We start from the raw sequence: 20559 nt of genomic DNA on the forward strand, positions 1-20559 counted from the left end.
ATTATTCATCAAAAGCTGTGTTTGTTACAGTAGCTTTGTTATTTTCAAGAAGTTTTGAACTCATTCCCACAAACCAAACAACTGCCATTGGTAAAACCCAGCCAAGACTTAAGCTGTAGAAAGGAAGACTTGAAACTAATTCTGATACAAATGGTAAATTTAATTTAACACTTTGTAATGCTTCAACTAATGATATGAAAGTTACAGTGTAGCAAACAAGCCTGTAAGTAAATTTATTGTATCCGAAATATTTTTCTGTAAGTCCTAGAACTATTAAAACTATTGAAACAGGATATATAGCTATTAAAACAGGAACAGAAACTTTTAATATTGTGTTAAGTCCAAAGTTTGCAACTAGGAAAGAAAGGAAAGTCCAAAATACTATCCAAGTATGGTAAGACACTTTTTCTTTTGTCATAGTTTCAAAGAATTTACTTATACTTGTTATAAGTCCTATACAAGTTGTTAGACAAGCAAGAGTAAATATACTTGCAAGCAAAACTATACCGAATTTTCCAAATACATATTGTGAAACAGTTGTTAATATTTCAGCACCGTTTTTAACATTTTCAGTTAAGCCTGAAGTTGTCATTCCTATATAAGCAAGCATTGCATATATTACAAAAAGGAAAGTACCGGCAACTAAACCAACTTTTACAGTATAACCTATTACTTTTTCTTCGTTTTCAACTTGGAAAGATTTTATTGCAAGTGAGATTACAAGGCCGAAGTTTAAAGCGGCTATTGTATCCATTGTATTATATCCTTCTAAGAATCCTTTAACAGTTGAAGAATTTGCATAATCTCCAACAGGGCTTGTTACAGCATTTGGATTTTTAAATAGTACTCCAACAAACATAACTGTTATTAAAACTAAAAGAGCCGGAGTTAAAAATTTACCCATTCTGGAAACCAATTTATTTGGCTTTAAGCAAACTAAATAAGCTACAAAGAAGAATACAAAAGTATAAACAAGTCTTGAAAGATTTACTGAAACATTTTCCGGTAAAAATGGAGCAACTGCCATTTCAAAAGGAAGACTTCCTGCTCTTGGTATTCCAAGTCCGGGTCCTATTGCCATATATATCATTGTTGTAAATACTAATGCAAAACACTTATCTACTTTACCTGCCAGATTTGAAAGACCTTTTGTCTTTGCAACACAAACTACACCTAAGATAGGGAATACAACTGCTGTTACACCAAAAGCAAGTAAACTTTGGAAAGTTACACCACCTGCTTGTTTTCCTAATAGTGGAGGGAAAATTAAATTTCCTGCTCCAAAAAATAAACCGAATAGCATTATTGCTACACTGAAAAATTGTTCTCTTGATAAATTGTTTTTCATAAAAACCTCCTAAAATTTTAAATATTGGACATTAGGTTTAAATAATCTCATTATATAAATGGTGGTAAATTATTTCAAAAAAAAGTCCTTTGTTCTAAACAGAACAAAGGACGAAATAATTTCCGCGGTACCACCTTAATTTTTCAAAAAATGAAACACTCAAACATCTAACAATGTCGGGTTTTTGTAACGCAAACCACTGCGGGATTCCTTACTCATTTCACGAATCCTTTGTAAAAGATGATTTTCAAAAATTTTCCGTATTAGTTCACACCAACCACTAACTCTCTTAAACTTTCAATTTTCTACTCTTTCTTTCAAATTTATTATCTATGACCATTATTTTACCACTTAAAAAATATTTGTCAATATATTTTTAATTTTTTTATCAAAAACTTTAAAATGTTGTATCGATAAAATATTTGTTTATTTTAAAGCTAAAAAATATATACATTTGTTGATTTTATTTACAATTAATGATAGAATTAAGTTTACTAAATGTTTTTAAGGAGGTTTAAATGAAAAAGAAAGATATTAATTTAGAAGATTTAAAGATTTTTTCTGATTTGTCTATAGAAAATATTGATACTTTCAGAGATGAATTAAATATAATGAAATACAAAAAGAATACATTTTTATTTAAACCCGGAGATAAAGCCGATACTATGTATATAATAGCCAGCGGTAAAATAAAAGTTTACACGATAAGCAGTTCCGGAATTGAACAAATGCTCTATATCTATCAAAAAGATGACTTTATCGGTGGGCTTAATCTTATAAAAAAGACTGGTTATATTTACTATGGTCAAGCCATTGAAGATACAATGGTAATCTCTCTTTCTAAAGACTGTTTTGATAAAATTATAAATAAATATCCCAAAGTTACCATAAAGATTTTAGAAGAATCCTTTTTAAGAATAAGACATGCAGAAGATTTGGTAACAAGACTTATAGAGAACAGTGCAGATGTAAAAGTTGCATCACTTCTTTTGAGTCTGGCTAGAAACTTTGGAGTCAAAAAAATTGACGGAATTTTACTTGAATTAAATATAAGCCGTGAAAATATGGGCTCATTCGCAGGACTTACAAGAGAAACCGTAACTCGAAAACTTGCAGAACTAAATGCAAAAGGAGTTATAGAGTTAATCGAAACGAAAAAAATACTAATAAAAGATGTAGACTATTTAAAAAATATTATAGGATAGAGATAATGGAAGATTATCTCTTTTTTTGTGAAAAAAAGGATAAGATTCTATATATATCTACGATACATTTACTTTTGCTAAAGCAGAAGTATGAGATCTCCACAGTCGATTGTACTCAAATCAAAGATTTGAACAATCTTTGTGTCAGACCTACTATAGATTATTTACAAGTAAATAATCTAAGTTAGGGCTAGATTCACTTCATTCGTTTCACTCATTTCGGTCGAGATGACGTATATAGGAAGTAGATTCGGTTAGTAGCTAGACGTTAAAGGCAAATAAACTTCAAATTATCTTTATAAATATATAAGAAAAATATAATATAAAAACAAAAACCATATATTTTTATTTAAACATAATATATAAACTAAAATGTTTAACGTCACAATGCCTTGCAAAGAAAAGCCCCCAACACGTCATCTTGAGCGAAGTGTAACGAAGTCGAAAGATCTCAACTATTGCTTGCTGGCAAGCAATAGTATTTTTGAAAGAAATAAAAACAAATTCTCAATTTTTATTATCTTAAAATATATACAACAAATAAAAAACATTTTTTGCTTAAAAATATGACGATATTTCGGTTTTAATATTTTAAAACAAACGTAAAATAAAACATCAAACAATATTGTTAAAATAATTGACAAAATAATATATTTATGATATATTTAGCATAAGCTGTTTTAGTTTACAAATTAATTGTAAACTTAAAGGGCTAATTTTTAACCGTTAGGTAGAAAGCGAGGAGCTTATGACAAAGAAAAGAAAAATTATCTCCATTTTAGTGGTAGTTTTAGTGGTTTTTGCTGGAGTATTTTTGTTTTGGAAATATAAAACATCAAATCAAAGTTTAAATACTCCAAAAATAACAGAAGAAGATAGAAGTAAACTTGTATTTGGAATTGTAAAGACAACAAATTTTACCAAAAAGACAACAATATTAGGTTATGATAAGGACTTGAATTTAGTTGTAGATGTAGATTTTCCTTTTACAAATGTAGGTCATTTTGCCAATCCTACTACTTTTAATAAAGATTCTTATTTTGGACAGGTTATTGGTCATGAGTATAAACATGATGGAAAAGAAATTTTAGAAGTAAATCTAAAAGACTTTTCATATAAGACTTATGAGGTAGAGCCTTTTGGGCTTTATACTATTGCTGAAAATAAGACAAATGTTTTTGGAACTACAAATTCAAATGGAATATCTTATATTACTGTCACAAATAAAGAAAGTGGAAATAAAAAGACAATAGAACTAAAAGCTGAGTACATCTCTTTAAGTTTTGCAAATGACGAACATTTATTTGTAATTTCTGCTAAAGATGATCTTACTAAAGAAAGCAAAATAGGAGAAACTCTTTTATATGTATATAATAATGACTTGGAACTTGTAAAGAGCATTGAACTGGAACAATATAAATTTGATAGATTGAGCAAAATAGGAAATAAATATTATTTTGCAAATGACGAGAATAATGATAATAAATATATGATGTATATTTTTGATGAGAATACATTAGAAATTGAAAAAGTCGATTTGCAAACAAAGAATGTTGTTGATGTTGAAATTTCAGGAGATTATTATATTCTAGGAAGTGCTAATTTTTTACCTCCTTATGATGGAGGAATTACTTTTAAAAACATAAAGACCGGAGAAGAAATATTTCACAAATTGGAGTCGGGAGCAACTAGAATGTTCAAAGTTGATAATTATCTCTATGTATTCCATATATTTGAAGATAATAAAGAGGTTTTAGCAAAGTATGAAATAAATGGGACGGAACTAAAGAAAGTAAAAGAAGTACCTTTGAAAAAAGATGATGTTCCTGATGATAATCAATTTGTAACAGGTATGTTCTTATTCGAAAAGTAAATAATTAGATATTATGAAAAGCAGACAAATGAGTCTGCTTTTCTTTTGCTTGTTTGTATTTCTGAAAGAAATAAAAAACAAAATTTTTATATGTATCTACGATACATTTACTTTTGCTAAAGCAAAAGTATGAGATTTCTCCATTTCGCTAACGCTACAGTCGAAATGACGTATAAGGGAGATAACTTCGTTTAATAGCTAGACGTTAAAAGTAAATAAACTTCAAAATATCTTTATAAATATAGTAGAAAAAATATAGTAAAAAATAGTAGAAAAAAATTAATACCCATTGTATTTTAACATATCATATAAAACAAAATAGTTCACGTCATAATACTTTGCAAAGAAAAGCCCCCAACACGTCATCTTGAGCGTAGTCGAAAGATCTCAACTATTGCTTGCTAGCAAGCAATAGTATTTCTGAAAGAAATAAAAATTAAAATATCTATATGTATCTACGATACATTCACTTATTCTTGTAAACAAGAATAAGTATGAGATTTCCACAGTCGATTGTACTCAAATCAAAGATTTGGACAATCTTTGCGTCAAAAATAAAAATTAAAATTCTATATGTATCTACGATACATTCACTTATTCTTGTAAACAAGAATAAGTATGAGATTTCCACAGTCGATTGTACTCAAATCATAGATTTGAACAATCTTTGCGTCAGACCTACTATAGATTATTTACAAGTAAATAATCTAAGTTAGGGCTAGATTGACTTCGTTACACTTCGCTCAAGATGACGTATATAGGAAAAATCTTCGTTTAGTAGCTAGACGTTAAAAGTAGATAAATATCAAAATATCTTTATAAATATAGTAGAAAAAATATAGTAAAAATAAAAATTTATATAATTATTAAAAACCCCACATCCGCATCGGTTATTTTTACTAATATCGTTCGACTATTTTAGAAACAACTTAACCATAGTTATTGACTTGTTTCTTTTTAAATGTTAAAATTTATTTGACTAAAAGTCAAATATAGTATAAGGAGTATTTTATGAAAAAATTATTAAGAGTATTTTTAGTTTTAACTATGATTCTTGGATTTACTGCTTGTTCTTCAAAACCTGCAGATAAGAAAGAAACTAAAGTTGAAAAGACAGAAAAGAAGAAGCTAACTGTTTTTTGTGCGGCTTCAATGACTGAAACTATGGAACAAATTAAAAAAGTATATGAAGAAAAACATAAGGATATTGAATTGGTTTATACTTTTGATTCTTCAGGAACTTTAAAGAAACAAATCGAACAAGGAGCTGAAGCGGATATTTTCATTTCAGCAGCTCAAAAACAAATGAATGCTTTGGATAAGTCAAAGACTCCTGAAGCTACTGTAGTTATTGACGAAGCAACTAGATTTAATCTTTTAGAAAATAAAGTTGTTCTTGCGGTTTCAAAGGGAAATTCTTTAGGACTTAAAGATTTTACAGATTTAACAAAGACTGAAATTTCTAAAATCGCTCTTGGAAACTCTGACGTTCCTGTTGGGCAATATTCAGAAGAACTTTTGAAAAACTTAAAAATCTGGGATGAAATTCAAAAGAAAGTTACTTTAGGAAGCAATGTTAAAGAAGTTACAACTTGGATTAAAGAAGGGGTTGCAAACTGTGGTATCATCTATGCAACTGATGCTTATTCAGCTGGACTTGAAGTTGTTGCAACTGCAAAAGAAGGAATGATTAAGACTCCCGTTTTATATCCAGCTGCAATTATGAAAAATTCAAAAAACGCAAAAGAAGCCAAAGAATTTTTAGAATTCTTAAAAGGTGATGAATGTAAGGCAATTTTTGAAAAAGTTGGCTTTACAATGGCGAAATAATTTAAATAAAAATACAAAATAGTAATAAGAAAGGGAAGTGTTTATGGATTTTTATCCTCTTTTGAATTCGCTGAGAATTGCATTAATTTCTTCTGTGATAACTTTTTTTATCGGGATATTCTTAGCATATTATATTTCAAAACTTAATAGATTTGTAAGGGGAATTTTGGATGTTATTCTAACACTTCCTTTAGTATTACCACCTACGGTTATCGGCTTTTTCATTTTGAGATTATTATCTCCGAAAAGTGCAATCGGAAGTTTTTTCTTGGAAAAATTTTCAATAAGACTTGTTATGAATTGGTATTCTGCAATCTTTGCAACTGTAGTCGTAACTTTTCCACTAATGTATAGAATAGCCAGAAGTTCTTTTCAAAATTTCGATATGAATTTAAAATATGTTGCTCAAACACTTGGAAAGAGTAATACTTGGATTTTTTGGAGAATAACTTTACCTAATTGCAAACAGGGAATTTTAGCAGGACTTGTTTTAAGTTTTGCAAGAGCCTTGGGCGAATATGGAGCGACAAGTATGGTTTCAGGTTACACTCCAAATGATACGGCAACAATTTCTACTACCGTTTATCAACTTTGGAGAACGGGAAATGATGCTTTGGCTTATAGATGGGTGCTTGTAAATATTGTAATTTCATTTACAGTTCTTATCATTATAAATATGTTGGAAAATAAAGCGATTAAAGAATAAAAAATTGGAGTAATTTATGATTTATGTTGATATTGAAAAGAATTTTGGAAAATTTAATTTAAGAACGAAATTTGAATTTGACAATGAAATAATGGGGCTTTTAGGAGCATCAGGAAGCGGAAAAAGTCTTACTTTAAAATGTATTGCAGGAATTGAAAAACCCGATAAAGGAAGAATTGTATTAAATGATAGAGTTCTATTCGACTCTGAAAAAAAGATAAATATTTCACCAAAAGACAGAAAAATAGGTTATTTATTTCAAGATTATGCCCTTTTTCCCAATATGAATGTATATGAAAATATTAAAGTGGGTATAAGAGAAGGAGAAAATTTTGATAAATTAATTATGGAAAAACTTGAAGAGATGAGAATTTCTCATTTAAAAGATAAGAAAATATATGAAATTTCCGGTGGAGAAAAGCAAAGAGTTGCTCTTGCGAGATTACTTATAAATAAGCCGGAAATTATCCTTTTAGATGAGCCTTTTTCTGCATTGGACGACTATTTAAAATGGAAAATAGAATTGGAAGTTGGGGAAGTTTTAAGAAAATACAAAATTCCTACAATTTTGGTTTCACATAGTAGAGAAGAAGTCTATAGACTTTGTAAGGAAATCTGTGTAATGTCTAAAGGTAAAAGTGAAGAGCTTATGCAAAAGAAAGAGCTTTTTAAAAATCCTAAAACTTTTTCGTCCTGTCTGATTTCCGGTTGTAAAAACTTTTCTGAAATTGAAAAAATTTCAGAAAATAGACTTAGAGCAAAGGACTGGGATGTTGAGCTTGAAACTAGCGATATGATTTTAGAAAATCATAAGGTTTTGGGAGTGCGTGCACATTTTATTGAATTTGTAAAATCAGATGAAAATTCATTTGAAGTTGAAATCGACAAGGTCATTGAAGATGTTTTTACTTATATAATATTAGTTCGAAAAAAAGGTGCAAGAAAATCCATAAGGGTTGAAGTAACTAAGGATGTTTGGAAAAAGGTTGAAAACGAAAATAATCTTTTTATTACTTTAAGAAAAGAAGATTTAATTTTGTTGGAATCGGAAAATAATTAAAAATCTAGATAGGAGATTATATGAAAGATAGATTTGGAAGAAATATCACCTACCTTAGAATTTCAGTTACTGATTTATGTAATTTAAGGTGCAAATACTGTATGCCCGAAAGTGGGGTTAAAAGTCTTTGTCATAGTGATATTCTATCCATTGAAGAAATTGTTGAGATAGTTAAAGTCGCATCTAAAAATGGAATAAAAAAAATTAGGTTGACAGGTGGGGAACCTTTGGTTCGTCGCGGTTTTATTAATTTGTGTAAACAGATTTCTAAGATTGATGAAATTGAAGATATTGCAATAACGACAAATGGAGTTTATCTAAAAGATATGGCAGATGAACTTTTTGAAAATAAAGTTAGAAGAATAAATTTCAGCCTTGACACTTTGATAAAAGAAAAGTACAATGATATAACAAGGAGAAATGATTTTGATAAGACTATGGAAAGTCTTTTTTATGCAATAAAAAAGGGCTTTAAGGTCAAGATAAATGTAGTTCTAATCGGGGGCTTTAATGATGATGAAATACAGGACTTTGTAAATTTAGCAAATGAATACGAGTTGGAAGTTCGTTTTATCGAGCTAATGCAAATTGGAGAAACGGCAAATTGGTCTAAGGATAAATTTATTTCAAATAAAATTGTTTTGGAAAAAGTTCCTGAATTGGAGTTCGACGGAGTTTCCGGAGTTGCAAAAATCTACAAGATAAAAGGACAAAGGGGTAGAATAGGACTTATAAGCCCTATAAGTTGTTCATTCTGTGAAGATTGTAATCGTATAAGATTAACAAGCGACGGAAAACTGAAACCTTGCCTACATTCAAGAGATGAAATAAATCTTAAGGGCTTAAGTGGAGAAGAGCTTGAAGAAGTTTTCAAGAGAGGAATTTATGAAAAACCTGAAAAACATCATCTTGAAGACGGAAAGAGTGAAAGTGCAAGAGATATGAATAAAATCGGAGGTTAAAATGGAAGAAAAAGTTTTAACTCATATTAATGATCAAGGCCGAGCGAAAATGGTCGATGTTGGAGAAAAAGAAAAACTAAAAGAATTGCCAAGGCTTTTGCAAAAGTTAAATTAAATGAAGAAACTTTTAATATAGTTGTAAAGGGCAAAGCAAAAAAAGGTGATGTTCTAGCTATTTCTCAAGTTGCAGGAATTATGGGAGCAAAAAAGACTTCTGATATAATTCCAATGTGCCACCCGATAAATTTAGTTGGTGTTGACATTGAATTTAATATGGATTATGAAAACTTTGAAATAGAAATAATTGCCACAACTAAATGTGTTGGAGAAACCGGAGTTGAAATGGAAGCACTATCAGCAGTTTCAATAGCAGCTCTAACAATATATGATATGTGCAAGGCAATTCAAAGGGATATTGAAATAACGGATATTAAATTATTAGAAAAATCAGGCGGAAAAAGCGGAGATTTTGTGAGGGGTAAGTAATGAAAGTTTTAGCAGTAAGTATAAGTGAAAGAAAGGGAATAAAAAAACATCCCGTAGAGTACATAGAATTAATTGAAGATTACGGAATAGACGGCGATGCTCATGCAGGAAAATGGCATAGACAAGTAAGTTTGCTTGGAGTTGAAAGTATGGAAGCGATGAAAGAAAAACTTCCTACACTTTCAGCAGGAGATTTTGCAGAAAATATCTTAACTGAAGGAATTGTCCTTTACAAATTGCCGATTGGGACAATCTTAAAAGTAGGAGACTGTATTCTTGAAGTTACACAAATTGGTAAAGAATGTCATCTAGGCTGTGAAATAAGACATATTGTTGGAGATTGTGTAATGCCAAGAGAAGGAATCTTCACAAAAGTAATAAAAGGCGGAAAGATAAAAGCAGACGATAAAATTGAAATCGTAGAAAAATAGATTATATTTAAGACATCTAAAATTTAGATGTCTTTTTTATTGCGAAGCAACAAGGTTCCCGGGTACCCAGCCGATGCAAAGCATCGTGGAAGGGTGGGGTTCTTATAAAATTTTTATGAAAATATAAGAAATTAATTTCATTAAAATTTTTTATGGTTTAAAAAATTCATTAAAAATTCATTAATTAAGTTTTTACAACTTGTAAGATTATTCAAAAATGTTTTTTAGATTAATATATTATATTGATACTGACTTATTAACATATAATATAGAAGATTACAAGTTCAAAGTAGAATAAAAACAGTATTAATGTACATACAAATTTAATTTTTAATAAAATAATTATAAAAATGAATAATTATGCATTATTAAAATGTCCTGGCATTAGGAATAACAAACTTTAAAAATGTTTTCAGGGTACTTGATTATTCATTTTAAATATTGTATAATTATAGATGAATTTATAACATAGGTACATTTATTGATAAAAATTGATTTATTTTCAATTGATTTTTATTTTATAGGGAATTATTTAAAATGTTTTTTATTCCTTTTTACTTTAGTTTTTAATATAAATATAGAAAACAAAATGTATTTATGAAATTATAGAGAATAATACCAAAACACAAAGTTAGGGGGAGAGAATCTATGGATCAAAAAGAATTACTTTTGGAAATTAAAGATCTACACACAAGTTTTAGAATCCGTGATGATTATTTTGACGCAGTAGATGGCGTTAATATGAAATTATTCTCTGATGAAATACTAGCTATAGTAGGGGAAAGTGGTTGTGGTAAATCGACTTTAGCTACTACTATTATGGGTTTACATAATCCGAACTATACTCGTTCAACAGGAGAAATACTGTTTGAAGGAAAGAATTTAGTAGGTTTGTCAGAAAAAGAATTTAATGAAATTAGAGGAGAAGGCATTGGAATGATTTTCCAAGATCCGCTTTCATCACTAAATCCTTTACAAAGAATAGGAAAACAAATCGAGGAAGGCTTGATTTATCATACAAAAATGAATGCTGAAGAAAGAAAAGCCAGAGTTTTGGAATTGATTGAACAAGTAGGTATTCCTAACCCACCTCGTGTTGCAAGACAATATCCACATGAATTATCAGGTGGTATGAGACAAAGAGTTATCATCGCAATCGCTCTTGCTTGTAAACCTAAGATTATTATTGCGGATGAACCGACAACTGCACTTGACGTAACAATTCAAGCACAAATTTTGGACCTTTTGGTTGAAATTCAAAAGGAAATTAATGCAGGAATTATCTTAATCACTCACGATTTAGGAGTTGTTGCTCAACTTGCTGATAGAGTTTGTGTAATGTATGCGGGACAAATAGTTGAAGAAGCACCTGTTTTGGATTTATTTACAAATGCAAAACATCCTTATACTAGAAGTTTGTTGAACAGTATTCCACAAATGGATGCAGACGATGAAGATTTATATGTAATTCAAGGTATGGTTCCTTCATTAAAGAACTTACCAAGACAAGGTTGTAGATTTAAAGCCAGAATTCCTTGGATTAGTGATGAAGAACATGAAGAAAATCCTACAATGCATGAAGTTGAACCCGGACATTTTGTAAGATGTACTTGCTATAAGAATTTTCATTTTGATGAAAAGGGGGGTAATTAATGAGCTTTTTAGAAATTAAAGACCTTAAGGTTCACTATCCTATAAGAGGAGGTTTTTTCAATAAGATAATAGACCATGTACTAGCTGTTGACGGTGTAGATATGGTTATCGAAAAAGGAAAAACTTATGGACTTATTGGAGAAAGTGGTAGTGGTAAGAGTACTATAGGTAAAGCTATAATCGGTCTTGAAAAAATTACAAGTGGACAAGTTATTTTTGACGGGAAACCTCTTACTAAAAAAATGGTAAGAAAAGATAAAGAATTTACAAGAGATGTTCAAATGATTTTCCAAGATAATATGGCGAGTTTAGACCCTAAAAAGAGAGTTATAGACATCATTGCAGAGCCTTTAAGAAACTTCGAAAAAATGACTGTAACAGAAGAAAGAAAAAAAGTTTTAGAACTTTTGGATATAGTTGGTATGCCGGAAGATGCATTATATAAATATTCATTCGAATTTTCCGGTGGTCAAAGACAAAGAATTGGGGTTGCCAGAGCAATAAGTTTAAATCCTAGACTTATAATTGCCGACGAACCTGTTTCAGCACTTGACCTTTCAGTTCAAGCACAAGTTTTGAACTTTATGAAAAAAATTCAAAAAGATATGGGATTGTCTTACCTTTTCATTTCTCATGACCTTGGTGTTGTAAAACATATGTGCGACTACATAAACATTATGTACAGAGGAAGACTTGTTGAAAGAGGAACAAAGGAAGATATTTATAAAAATCCACAACATATCTACACAAAGAGATTAATTGCAGCTATTCCGGAAACGGATCCAAGATTGAAAGAACAATTAATTGAAAACAGAATTAAAGTAGAACAAGAATATAAAGAATTAGAAAAAGACTACTATGATGAAAATGGTAAAGTATTTGATTTGATTAAACTTACAGATAGTCATTATGTAGCAAAAAAGGAGGTAAAATAGTATGTGGAAAACCGTGTTAAGAAGATTCCTTCTAATGATACCTCAATTAATAATATTAAGTATTATAGTATTTATTTTAGCTAAGATGATGCCGGGGGATCCTTTCACAGGACAAATCACTCCGACAACTGATCCAAAGCAAATAGAAGCATTAAGAATAAAATATGGTTTCTATGATCCATGGTATCAACAATATTGGAGATGGATTACAAATATGTTCCATGGAGATTTCGGTACAAGTTATTCATTCAAATTACCTGTATCTACACTTTTAGGACAAAGAATTGGAAATACTTTCTGGTTATCACTACTTTGCGTAACTTTCTTATATGCATTGGCATTACCGCTTGGTATTTTCTCCGGTAGATATAATGGAGGTAAGTTTGACAAAGCTGTTACATTGTATAACTTCGTAACTTATGCGATTCCGGGCTTTATTTTCTACTTGCTTATGATTTTATTATTTGCTTACACATTGCATTGGTTCCCTGCATCAGATTCTGTGGATCCCGGTGTTTCAGGATTTGGATATGTTATAAGTAGATTAAGACATATGATATTACCTGCAATTTGTTATGCAATGATAGCTACAACAGGAACAGTTCAATATTTAAGAAATGAAATTATAGATGCTAAGGGTTCAGACTATGTAAGAACTGCAAGAAGTAAGGGAGTACCTATTGATAAAGTTTATACTCATCATATCTTTAGAAATTCTCTTTTACCAATAGCTGCATTCTTCGGTTTCACATTGACAGGACTTATCTCAGGTTCAGTATTTATGGAAACAATATTTGGATATCCTGGAATGGGTAAATTATTCATTGAAGCTATTCAATCAAGAGATTATTCAGTATTGACTACATTAATTATGATTTTTGGATTTATGACTTTACTTGGAAGTTTGTTATCAGACATAATTATGAGTATAGTTGACCCAAGAATAAGAATAGAATAATAGGGGGAGTGAGAAAATGAGTAAAGAAAAAGAAATAAAAAAAGATGCTTCCCTAAATAAGCAAGAAATTACACCAAGTGCTTTTAAAGTAATTGTTAGGGAATTTAAAAAAGATAAATTAGCAACATTTTCACTTGCATTGTTAACTTTTATAATTTTAACAGTATTTATAGGAAGTATGTTCTTCGATGTAGAAGAAGTAATGAAAGTTAATCTTATGGATTCATTCCTAAGACCAGGAGAAGGTGGATATTTTCTAGGAACTGACCAAGCCGGTAGATCTCTTTTAGGACAACTTTTCATCGGAACTAGAAATTCAATAATAATTGGTGCATCAGTAACAGTTTTAACTAATGTAATTGGTATTATTGTTGGTTTGATTATCGGATACTACGGCGGTATTGTAGATAATATCATTATGAGAATTATAGACTTTATCCAAGTATTACCAATTCTTATGCTTATTATCGTATTCGTAACATTAGTTCCTTCATACAATATGGTTACATTCGTATTCATCATGAGTGTGTTCTATTGGGTAGGTATTGCAAGACTTGTAAGATCAAAGGCTCTTTCAGAAGGAAGACGTGATTATATAAGTGCTTCTAAGACAATGGGAACACCTGCTTGGAAGATAATGTTCGGTGGAATTTTACCAAATATCAGCTCAATTCTTATAATAAGTGCTATTTTGGACTTAGCAGGAAATATGGGAATTGAAATCGGACTTACATTCCTTGGATTCGGTTTACCACCGGGAGTACCTTCACTTGGAACTCTTATCAACAAGGCGTTAGACCCTACAATCTTAAGAGATAGAATGTATATTTGGTTCCCTGCATCAATGTTAGTACTTGTTCTAATGCTTTCAATAAACTATGCAGGACAAGCAGTAAGAAGAGCATCAGATGCAAAACAAAGATTAGGTTAGAAATAATTTAATATTTATAAAAATTAAGCGTAGAGAAATCTACGCTTTTTTGTGCAATAAATTTGTATTTTCTATTTGCTAAGAAAAAGACACTTGATTATTTATTATACAAAAGTATAAAAAGATGTTTACAAACACTATTTTATATGATATAATGAATATACTTTAATAGTTTATTTAGAAACTGTACAAAATTACAAGGGGGATTAGTTATGAAAAAAGTAAGTAAATTTGTAATAGCAGGAATGTTAGGATTTATTTTATCTGATTGCTTAAGAGATATAATTAAAGCAAATTCACATAAACCAATTACTCCTCGACATAGAAGAAGATGGATAATATTAAAATTAAGTTATAGTGATTCTACTCCGCCACGATATATTTATTATAGTGAAGGTGGATATCATGGATATTTACAATATATGGGATTGTCTAATAGACAAGGGATTGCTAAATATGGAGGTTATATTTCTAAGTTAGCCTATAAATATTAGACTGACATTATTAAAATTTAATAAAAGAAAAAGCATAGAATTTTTAGTCAAATTATTATGAATTTTACTGATTTAGATTAAGATGTAGATTAAATAAATTTATAAAAAAAGATGGTTGCTTTCGCATCCATCTTTTTAGTTTAGAAAAAAATATTACAGCAGTTGAATTTGTACTTATCATGGGAGGATTATAAAGAACAAAAACTTGCTGGTAATATGTAGTGTGGTAGAAAAGAAAAGGAAAACTTATGGGAGGAGTTTATTATCTTTAAATACTACCACACAATATATATATACCTAGAAATACAATTTTAAAACATAAAAAAGTAGTTTAAAAAATTTATTTGTGAGATAATTTAGTAACTATTTTTCAAACTATAATAAATTTGATATTTTTTAACAAAAGATTATAATATAACAATAAATTTTGATAACAGATAGGATGAAACTAAAATTTATAAGATTTTATTTAAGTATAATATAGAAAGAAAAAGTTCACCACATATTACTTTATGTATAAAAGCTACAACAGCATCTCGAGCATAGTCAATCTAGTCCTAACTTTGTTTGCTAGTAAATAAAAGTAGGTCTGACGCAAAGATTGTTCAAATCTTTGATTTGGGTACAATCGACTGTGGAAATCTCAACTATTGCTTGCCAGCAAGCAATAGTATTTCTGAAAGAAATAAAAATAAAATTTTCATATAATGTATCTGCGATACATTTACTTATTCTTGTAAACAAGAATAAGTATGAGATCTCTCCACTCCGCTCTGCTACAGTCGAGATGACGTATAAGGTAAATATCTTCGTTTAACAGCTAGACGTTAAGGGTAGATAAACTTTAAAATATCTTTATACATATAGTAGAAAAAATATAATAGAAAATATAATAAAAAAGCATATAATTTTATTTAAATATAGAATAAAAAACAAAATAATTCACGTCAAAGTCTTTGCAAAGAAAAGCCCCTTACACGTCATCTTGAGCGTAGTGTAACGAAGTCAATCTAGCCCTAACTTTGTTTACTTGTAAACAAAAGTAGGTCTGACGAGTCAATTGTATCTTTAGATACAATTGTATTGAAGATCTCAACTATTGCTTGCCAGTAAGCAATAGTATTTCTGAAAGAAATAAAAAATAAAATTTTCATATAATGTATCTACGATACATTTACTTATTCTTGTAAACAAGAATAAGTATGAGATCTCCGCAGTCGATTGTACTCAAATCAAAGATTTGAACAATCTTTGCGTCAGACCTACTATTGCTTGTAAACAAGCAAAGTTAGGGCTAGATTCACTTCACTCAGCTATGCTTCGTTTCGGTCGAGATGACGTATAAGGAAAAAACTTCGTTTAACAGCTAGACGTTAAAAGTAAATAAATATCAAAATATTTTTTGCTCTGGAAATCTCAACTATTGCTTGCCAGTAAGCAATAGTATTTCTGAAAGAAATTAAAAATAAAATTTCTATATGTATCTACGATATATAAAACAAAAAACTCCACTTGTGTGGAGTTTAATCAACTTTTACTTTTTATCTTTTTTATATAAATCCGGTAGACGTCTATAAGTTACATTGTCTTCTTCATCTAGGATAGTATTTTCATCTATAACAACTAATTTGTATTTTAAATCTTTAGCAACAATGTATTTTTTGCCATCTCTTTCTTCAATTTTTACACCGGAATATTCTTTTGTTATACTTTTTTCATATTTATCTCTATTCTTTTCAATGTCTTCCGGATTTGTATTTGGTGTAATAGGACTTGGACCTTGAAATCTAAGTTTAGGAGATTTGAAATTCTCCTTCATTACTACTAACTGAGCTCCTTTTTCTCCATCATAAACTCTGTTCTCAATATTTTTTAACATACTTGAAGATGCACAAGAACATAGCATCAAAGAAACTAACAACAAACTAACCAGTTTTTTTAGCTTAGCCATAAAATCCCCCCTAGCAAAATAATTTTTTTGAAATTATAACACTTTAGCTTCTAAACAGATTGAAACTTTAATATAATTTCAAATACATCATAGCACCTTTTTACACTTTAGTCAAGCGTTTTTTTAAATAATTAGTAAGAATATTTTTATTGGCTTGTTTATGTAATTGCCTTTGTTTGATTGACTTTTTTTGATGAATTTAGTATAATTACTTGAATAGAGTTAAAATTTTTAAGGAGAAATATTATGGACGAAAAAGAAATATTTTTAACTGCCGAAGGCTTAAAAAAATTAGAATTGGAATTAGAAGAATTAAAAACTGTTAAGAGAAAAGAAATAGCAGAGAAGATAAAGATAGCAAGAGATTTTGGAGACCTTTCTGAAAACTCTGAATATGATGAAGCTAAGAATGAACAAGCTCAAATTGAAGAAAAAATTGTAAAACTTGATAATATGATTGCGAATGCAAAGATTATTGATGAAGTTGAGATAGATACAAATACTGTTAATGTTGGAGCTACTGTTACTTTGCTTCAAATTGCAACTAAGAAAAAGCTTGAATATACAATTGTAGGTTCTGCTGAAAGTAATCCACTTGAAGGAAAAATTTCAAATGAATCACCTGTAGGAAGAGCGATTTTAGGAAAGAAAAAGGGAAATAAAGTTCAAGTACAATTACCAAATGGAAATGTTGTAGAATATAAAATAGATAATATTAAGAGAAATTAAGGGGTGATATTGTGGAAGAACAAAATTTGAATGAGATGCTCTTGGTTAGAAGAGAAAAATTAAAAGAATTGGTAGAAGCCGGAAAAGATCCACACGAAATCGAAAAGTTTGAAGATATAATTTATTCAAAAGAAATTAAAGATAATTATGATAATTATGAAGGAAAAGTTGTAAGACTTGCCGGTCGTATCAGAACTAAAAGAGGTCATGGTAAAGTTTGTTTTATGGACTTACAAGACTTTAGCGGAAAGATTCAACTTTTCAATAAACTTGATGTTTTAGGCGAAAGTTATGAAGAAGTTAAGACTTTGGATATTGGAGATATTGTAGGGGTTGAGGGAGAAGTTTTTACAACTCATGCAGGAGAAATTTCAATAAGAAGTTCTAAAGTTGTTTTACTTACAAAATCCTTACAACTTTTACCGGAAAAATTCCACGGTTTAAAGGATGTTGATTTAAGATATAGACAAAGATATGTAGATTTAATTGTAAATCCTGAAATTAAAGATGTTTTTATTATGAGAAGTAAAATTATTTCTTCTATCAGAAAATATCTTGACAGTAGAGGATTTTTAGAAGTTGAAACTCCAATTTTAAATACAATTGCAGGTGGAGCAAATGCAAGACCTTTTATAACTCATCACAATACTTTAGATATTGATATGTATTTAAGAATTGCGAATGAATTATATTTAAAGAGATTGATTGTAGGTGGTTTCGATAAGGTTTATGAAATGGGAAGAATGTTCAGAAATGAAGGTATGGATAAACTTCATAATCCTGAATATACTGCAATTGAATTGTATCAAGCCTATGTTGGCTATGAAGAAATGATGACACTTTGTGAAGAAATGGTTTATACTATTTGTATGGAAGTTGTCGGAAAGTCTGAAGTTGAGTTACAAGGTAAGATTATCGACTTTAAACCGCCTTGGAGAAGAATTTCAATGGTTGACGCTGTTAAAGAATATGCGGGAGTTGACTTTGAAACTATTTTAACTGATGAAGAAGCAAGAAAGATTGCTATTGAAAAGAGAATTGAAGTAACAGAACATACTACAAGAGGAGAAATTATTTCTCTATTCTTTGAAGAATTCTGTGAAGAATATATGGTTCAACCTACTTTTGTTACAAAGCATCCGGTTGAAATCAGTCCACTTGCAAAGAGAGATCCTAAGGACAAGAGATATACTCAAAGATTTGAGGCTTTTGTAAATTGTGGAGAAATCGCTAATGCTTTTAGTGAGTTAAATGATGCTATAGATCAAAAACAAAGATTTTTAAAGCAAGTTGAAGCTAGAGAAAATGGAGATGAAGAAGCACAAATGATGGATTATGATTTCATCAATGCGCTTGAAGTAGGTCTTCCACCAACAGGTGGTATGGGAATAGGTATTGACAGACTTATTATGTACTTAACTAATCAAGAATCTATAAGAGATGTACTACTTTTCCCTACAATGAAGCCTATGGTTGAAAAGGATAGTGAATAGGAGTTCGTTATGAAAAAGAGAAATTTATTGCCAGTTTGTTTACTTTGTCTTTCTTTTGCGGGTTGTCAAAGTTTCCATACAGGAAAAGTTGTTATTGATAACCAAAAATCAGGGGAAAAGGTTCAAAATGTTGAATATTTGGTAGTTGATGAAGAAGATAAGGAATCTTTGATTAGAAATATTAAATCAGGAAAAGGTGCTGTTGTTGATAGAAAGAAAAAATCAAGTTTGGAAAAAACTGAAGAAAGTGCCGATGTAACTAACGACGCTAATAAAAATAACAATGACAGTAATAACAATAATAGATAGGATAGTGATTATATGAGAATAGAATTTTCTCCACCGGATATTACCCAATTAGAGATTGATGAAGTTGTCGATACTTTAAAATCAGGTTGGATAACAACCGGTCCAAAGACAAAAAGATTGGAACAAGAGCTTTCAGTGTTTACAAATACAGATAAAACTGTTTGTTTAAATTCTGCAACTGCTGCTATGGAGCTTACTTTAAGAGTTCTTGGAGTGGGAGAGGGAGATGAAGTTATAACTTGTGCATATACTTATACTGCATCTGCAAGTGTTATTCATCATGTAGGAGCAAAAATTGTTTTGGTTGATACTAATAAAGAAGATAAATTTATGGACTTAAAGGCTTTGGAAGATGCCATTACAGAAAAGACAAAGGTGATTATTCCTGTTGATTTAGCCGGAAAGCCTTGTAAATATGATGAAATTTTTGAAATTGTAGAGAGAAAAAAAGCTTTATTTAGACCAAATAATAAATTACAAGAAAAAATAGGTAGAGTGGTAGTTATGGCTGACGGTGCTCATTCACTTGGAGCTGAATATAAGGGTAAACCAAGTGGAAGTGTTGCGGACTTTACATGTTTTTCTTTCCACGCCGTTAAAAACTTTACTGTTGGTGAAGGTGGCTCTGTTACTTGGAATAGAGCTTTAGGTTTAGATGACGATGAAATTTATAGAGAATTTCAACTTTTATCTTTGCACGGTCAGTCAAAGGACGCTCTTTCAAAGATGAAACTTGGAGCGTGGGAATATGATATTGTTGCTCCTAATTACAAATGCAATTTAACTGACATTGCTTCAGGAATTGGTCTAGCTCAGTTAAAGAGATATCCAAATCTTTTGAAAAGACGTTTTGAAATTGTAGAAAGATATAATAGGGGATTTGAAGGAACAAAAGTTAAACCTTTTATTCATTTTGAAGAAGATAGAAAATCTTGCTGTCATCTTTATATTGTAAATATTGAAGGTGCCGGTGAAGAAGAGAGAAATGAAATAATTGTAAAAATGGCTGAAAAAGGAATTGCAACAAATGTTCACTACAAGCCATTACCTATGCATACAGCTTATAAAAATTTAGGCTTTGATATTAAAAATTATCCAAATGCTTATAATAATTATAAGTCACAAATTACTTTGCCACTTCATACATTATTGACAGATGAACAAGTTGATTATATAATCGAGAATTTAAGGGCATTGGTGTAATT

General features: G+C 29.9%; 19 protein-coding genes and 1 other annotated feature. Of the genes, 17 read left to right on the plus strand and 2 right to left on the minus strand.

Going from position 1 to position 20559, the window contains the following annotated elements; translation table 11 throughout:
• Position 1 precedes the first annotated feature (1 nt).
• Complete coding sequence (gene brnQ, locus HMPREF9127_RS00995) at positions 2-1348, minus strand: branched-chain amino acid transport system II carrier protein (RefSeq protein WP_009447795.1); 1347 nt, start codon at positions 1346-1348, stop codon at positions 2-4.
• Positions 1349-1451: 103 nt separating this feature from the next.
• Positions 1452-1678 (minus strand) — a binding site (T-box leader).
• A 188-nt stretch (positions 1679-1866) separates the two neighbouring features.
• On the opposite strand from brnQ, the gene HMPREF9127_RS01000 reads away from it, so the two are divergent.
• The 13 genes from HMPREF9127_RS01000 (at position 1867) to HMPREF9127_RS01060 (ending at position 14872) form a co-directional block, all read left to right on the plus strand.
• Positions 1867-2553: a Crp/Fnr family transcriptional regulator gene (locus HMPREF9127_RS01000; protein WP_009448090.1), complete on the plus strand. Its 687-nt coding sequence runs from the start codon at positions 1867-1869 to the stop codon at positions 2551-2553.
• A gap of 748 nt (positions 2554-3301) precedes the next feature.
• On the plus strand, positions 3302-4426 hold the full coding sequence (locus HMPREF9127_RS01005) for a hypothetical protein (protein ID WP_009448230.1): 1125 nt from the start codon (positions 3302-3304) through the stop codon (positions 4424-4426).
• Positions 4427-5437: 1011 nt separating this feature from the next.
• Positions 5438-6256: a molybdate ABC transporter substrate-binding protein gene (modA, locus tag HMPREF9127_RS01010; RefSeq protein ID WP_009448404.1), complete on the plus strand. Its 819-nt coding sequence runs from the start codon at positions 5438-5440 to the stop codon at positions 6254-6256.
• Between the two features lie 43 nt (positions 6257-6299).
• Positions 6300-6962, plus strand: a complete 663-nt coding sequence (gene modB, locus HMPREF9127_RS01015; RefSeq protein WP_009448367.1) for a molybdate ABC transporter permease subunit — start codon at positions 6300-6302, stop codon at positions 6960-6962.
• A gap of 16 nt (positions 6963-6978) precedes the next feature.
• Entirely contained in the window at positions 6979-8022 is a 1044-nt protein-coding gene (locus HMPREF9127_RS01020; protein WP_009448196.1) for a sulfate/molybdate ABC transporter ATP-binding protein, read from the plus strand.
• A 20-nt stretch (positions 8023-8042) separates the two neighbouring features.
• A complete protein-coding gene (moaA, locus tag HMPREF9127_RS01025) occupies positions 8043-8984 on the plus strand; it encodes a GTP 3',8-cyclase MoaA (protein WP_009447912.1) in 942 nt (313 codons plus the stop codon).
• Between the two features lie 84 nt (positions 8985-9068).
• The gene (gene moaC, locus HMPREF9127_RS01030) at positions 9069-9470 is read left to right on the plus strand and encodes a cyclic pyranopterin monophosphate synthase MoaC (RefSeq protein ID WP_083814264.1); all 402 of its coding nucleotides are present in this window, start codon (positions 9069-9071) and stop codon (positions 9468-9470) included.
• A complete protein-coding gene (locus HMPREF9127_RS01035) occupies positions 9470-9901 on the plus strand; it encodes an MOSC domain-containing protein (RefSeq protein WP_009447901.1) in 432 nt (143 codons plus the stop codon). The genes moaC and HMPREF9127_RS01035 overlap by 1 nt, the downstream gene beginning before the upstream one ends.
• 648 nt (positions 9902-10549) lie before the next feature.
• A complete protein-coding gene (locus tag HMPREF9127_RS01040; protein ID WP_009448038.1) occupies positions 10550-11554 on the plus strand; it encodes an ABC transporter ATP-binding protein in 1005 nt (334 codons plus the stop codon).
• Entirely contained in the window at positions 11554-12489 is a 936-nt protein-coding gene (locus HMPREF9127_RS01045; RefSeq protein WP_009448458.1) for an ATP-binding cassette domain-containing protein, read from the plus strand. Before HMPREF9127_RS01040 ends, HMPREF9127_RS01045 begins: the two co-directional genes overlap by 1 nt.
• A 1-nt stretch (position 12490) precedes the next feature.
• Complete coding sequence (gene opp4B / locus HMPREF9127_RS01050; RefSeq protein WP_009448395.1) at positions 12491-13447, plus strand: oligopeptide ABC transporter permease; 957 nt, start codon at positions 12491-12493, stop codon at positions 13445-13447.
• Between the two features lie 16 nt (positions 13448-13463).
• A complete protein-coding gene (locus HMPREF9127_RS01055; RefSeq protein WP_009448101.1) occupies positions 13464-14378 on the plus strand; it encodes an ABC transporter permease in 915 nt (304 codons plus the stop codon).
• Between the two features lie 212 nt (positions 14379-14590).
• Entirely contained in the window at positions 14591-14872 is a 282-nt protein-coding gene (locus tag HMPREF9127_RS01060; RefSeq protein ID WP_009447917.1) for a hypothetical protein, read from the plus strand.
• A 1534-nt stretch (positions 14873-16406) separates the two neighbouring features.
• Here the strand turns inward: HMPREF9127_RS01060 and HMPREF9127_RS01065 are convergent.
• Positions 16407-16823, minus strand: a complete 417-nt coding sequence (locus HMPREF9127_RS01065) for a hypothetical protein (protein WP_009448359.1) — start codon at positions 16821-16823, stop codon at positions 16407-16409.
• Between the two features lie 246 nt (positions 16824-17069).
• On the opposite strand from HMPREF9127_RS01065, the gene greA reads away from it, so the two are divergent.
• Genes greA through HMPREF9127_RS01085 form a run of 4 tightly spaced genes read left to right on the plus strand, consistent with a single transcriptional unit; the run spans position 17070 to position 20557 of the window.
• Positions 17070-17552 (plus strand): transcription elongation factor GreA, encoded by a 483-nt coding sequence (greA, locus tag HMPREF9127_RS01070; protein WP_009448080.1) that lies wholly within the window; start codon positions 17070-17072, stop codon positions 17550-17552.
• Between the two features lie 35 nt (positions 17553-17587).
• Entirely contained in the window at positions 17588-19045 is a 1458-nt protein-coding gene (gene lysS, locus HMPREF9127_RS01075) for a lysine--tRNA ligase (RefSeq protein WP_255261689.1), read from the plus strand.
• Positions 19046-19054: 9 nt separating this feature from the next.
• The gene (locus HMPREF9127_RS01080) at positions 19055-19354 is read left to right on the plus strand and encodes a hypothetical protein (RefSeq protein ID WP_009448433.1); all 300 of its coding nucleotides are present in this window, start codon (positions 19055-19057) and stop codon (positions 19352-19354) included.
• Positions 19355-19366: 12 nt separating this feature from the next.
• Entirely contained in the window at positions 19367-20557 is a 1191-nt protein-coding gene (locus HMPREF9127_RS01085) for a DegT/DnrJ/EryC1/StrS family aminotransferase (RefSeq protein WP_009447767.1), read from the plus strand.
• Positions 20558-20559 lie beyond the last annotated feature (2 nt).

The sequence above is a fragment of the Parvimonas sp. oral taxon 393 str. F0440 genome (assembly GCA_000223315.2).
Classification (GTDB): domain Bacteria; phylum Bacillota; class Clostridia; order Tissierellales; family Peptoniphilaceae; genus Parvimonas.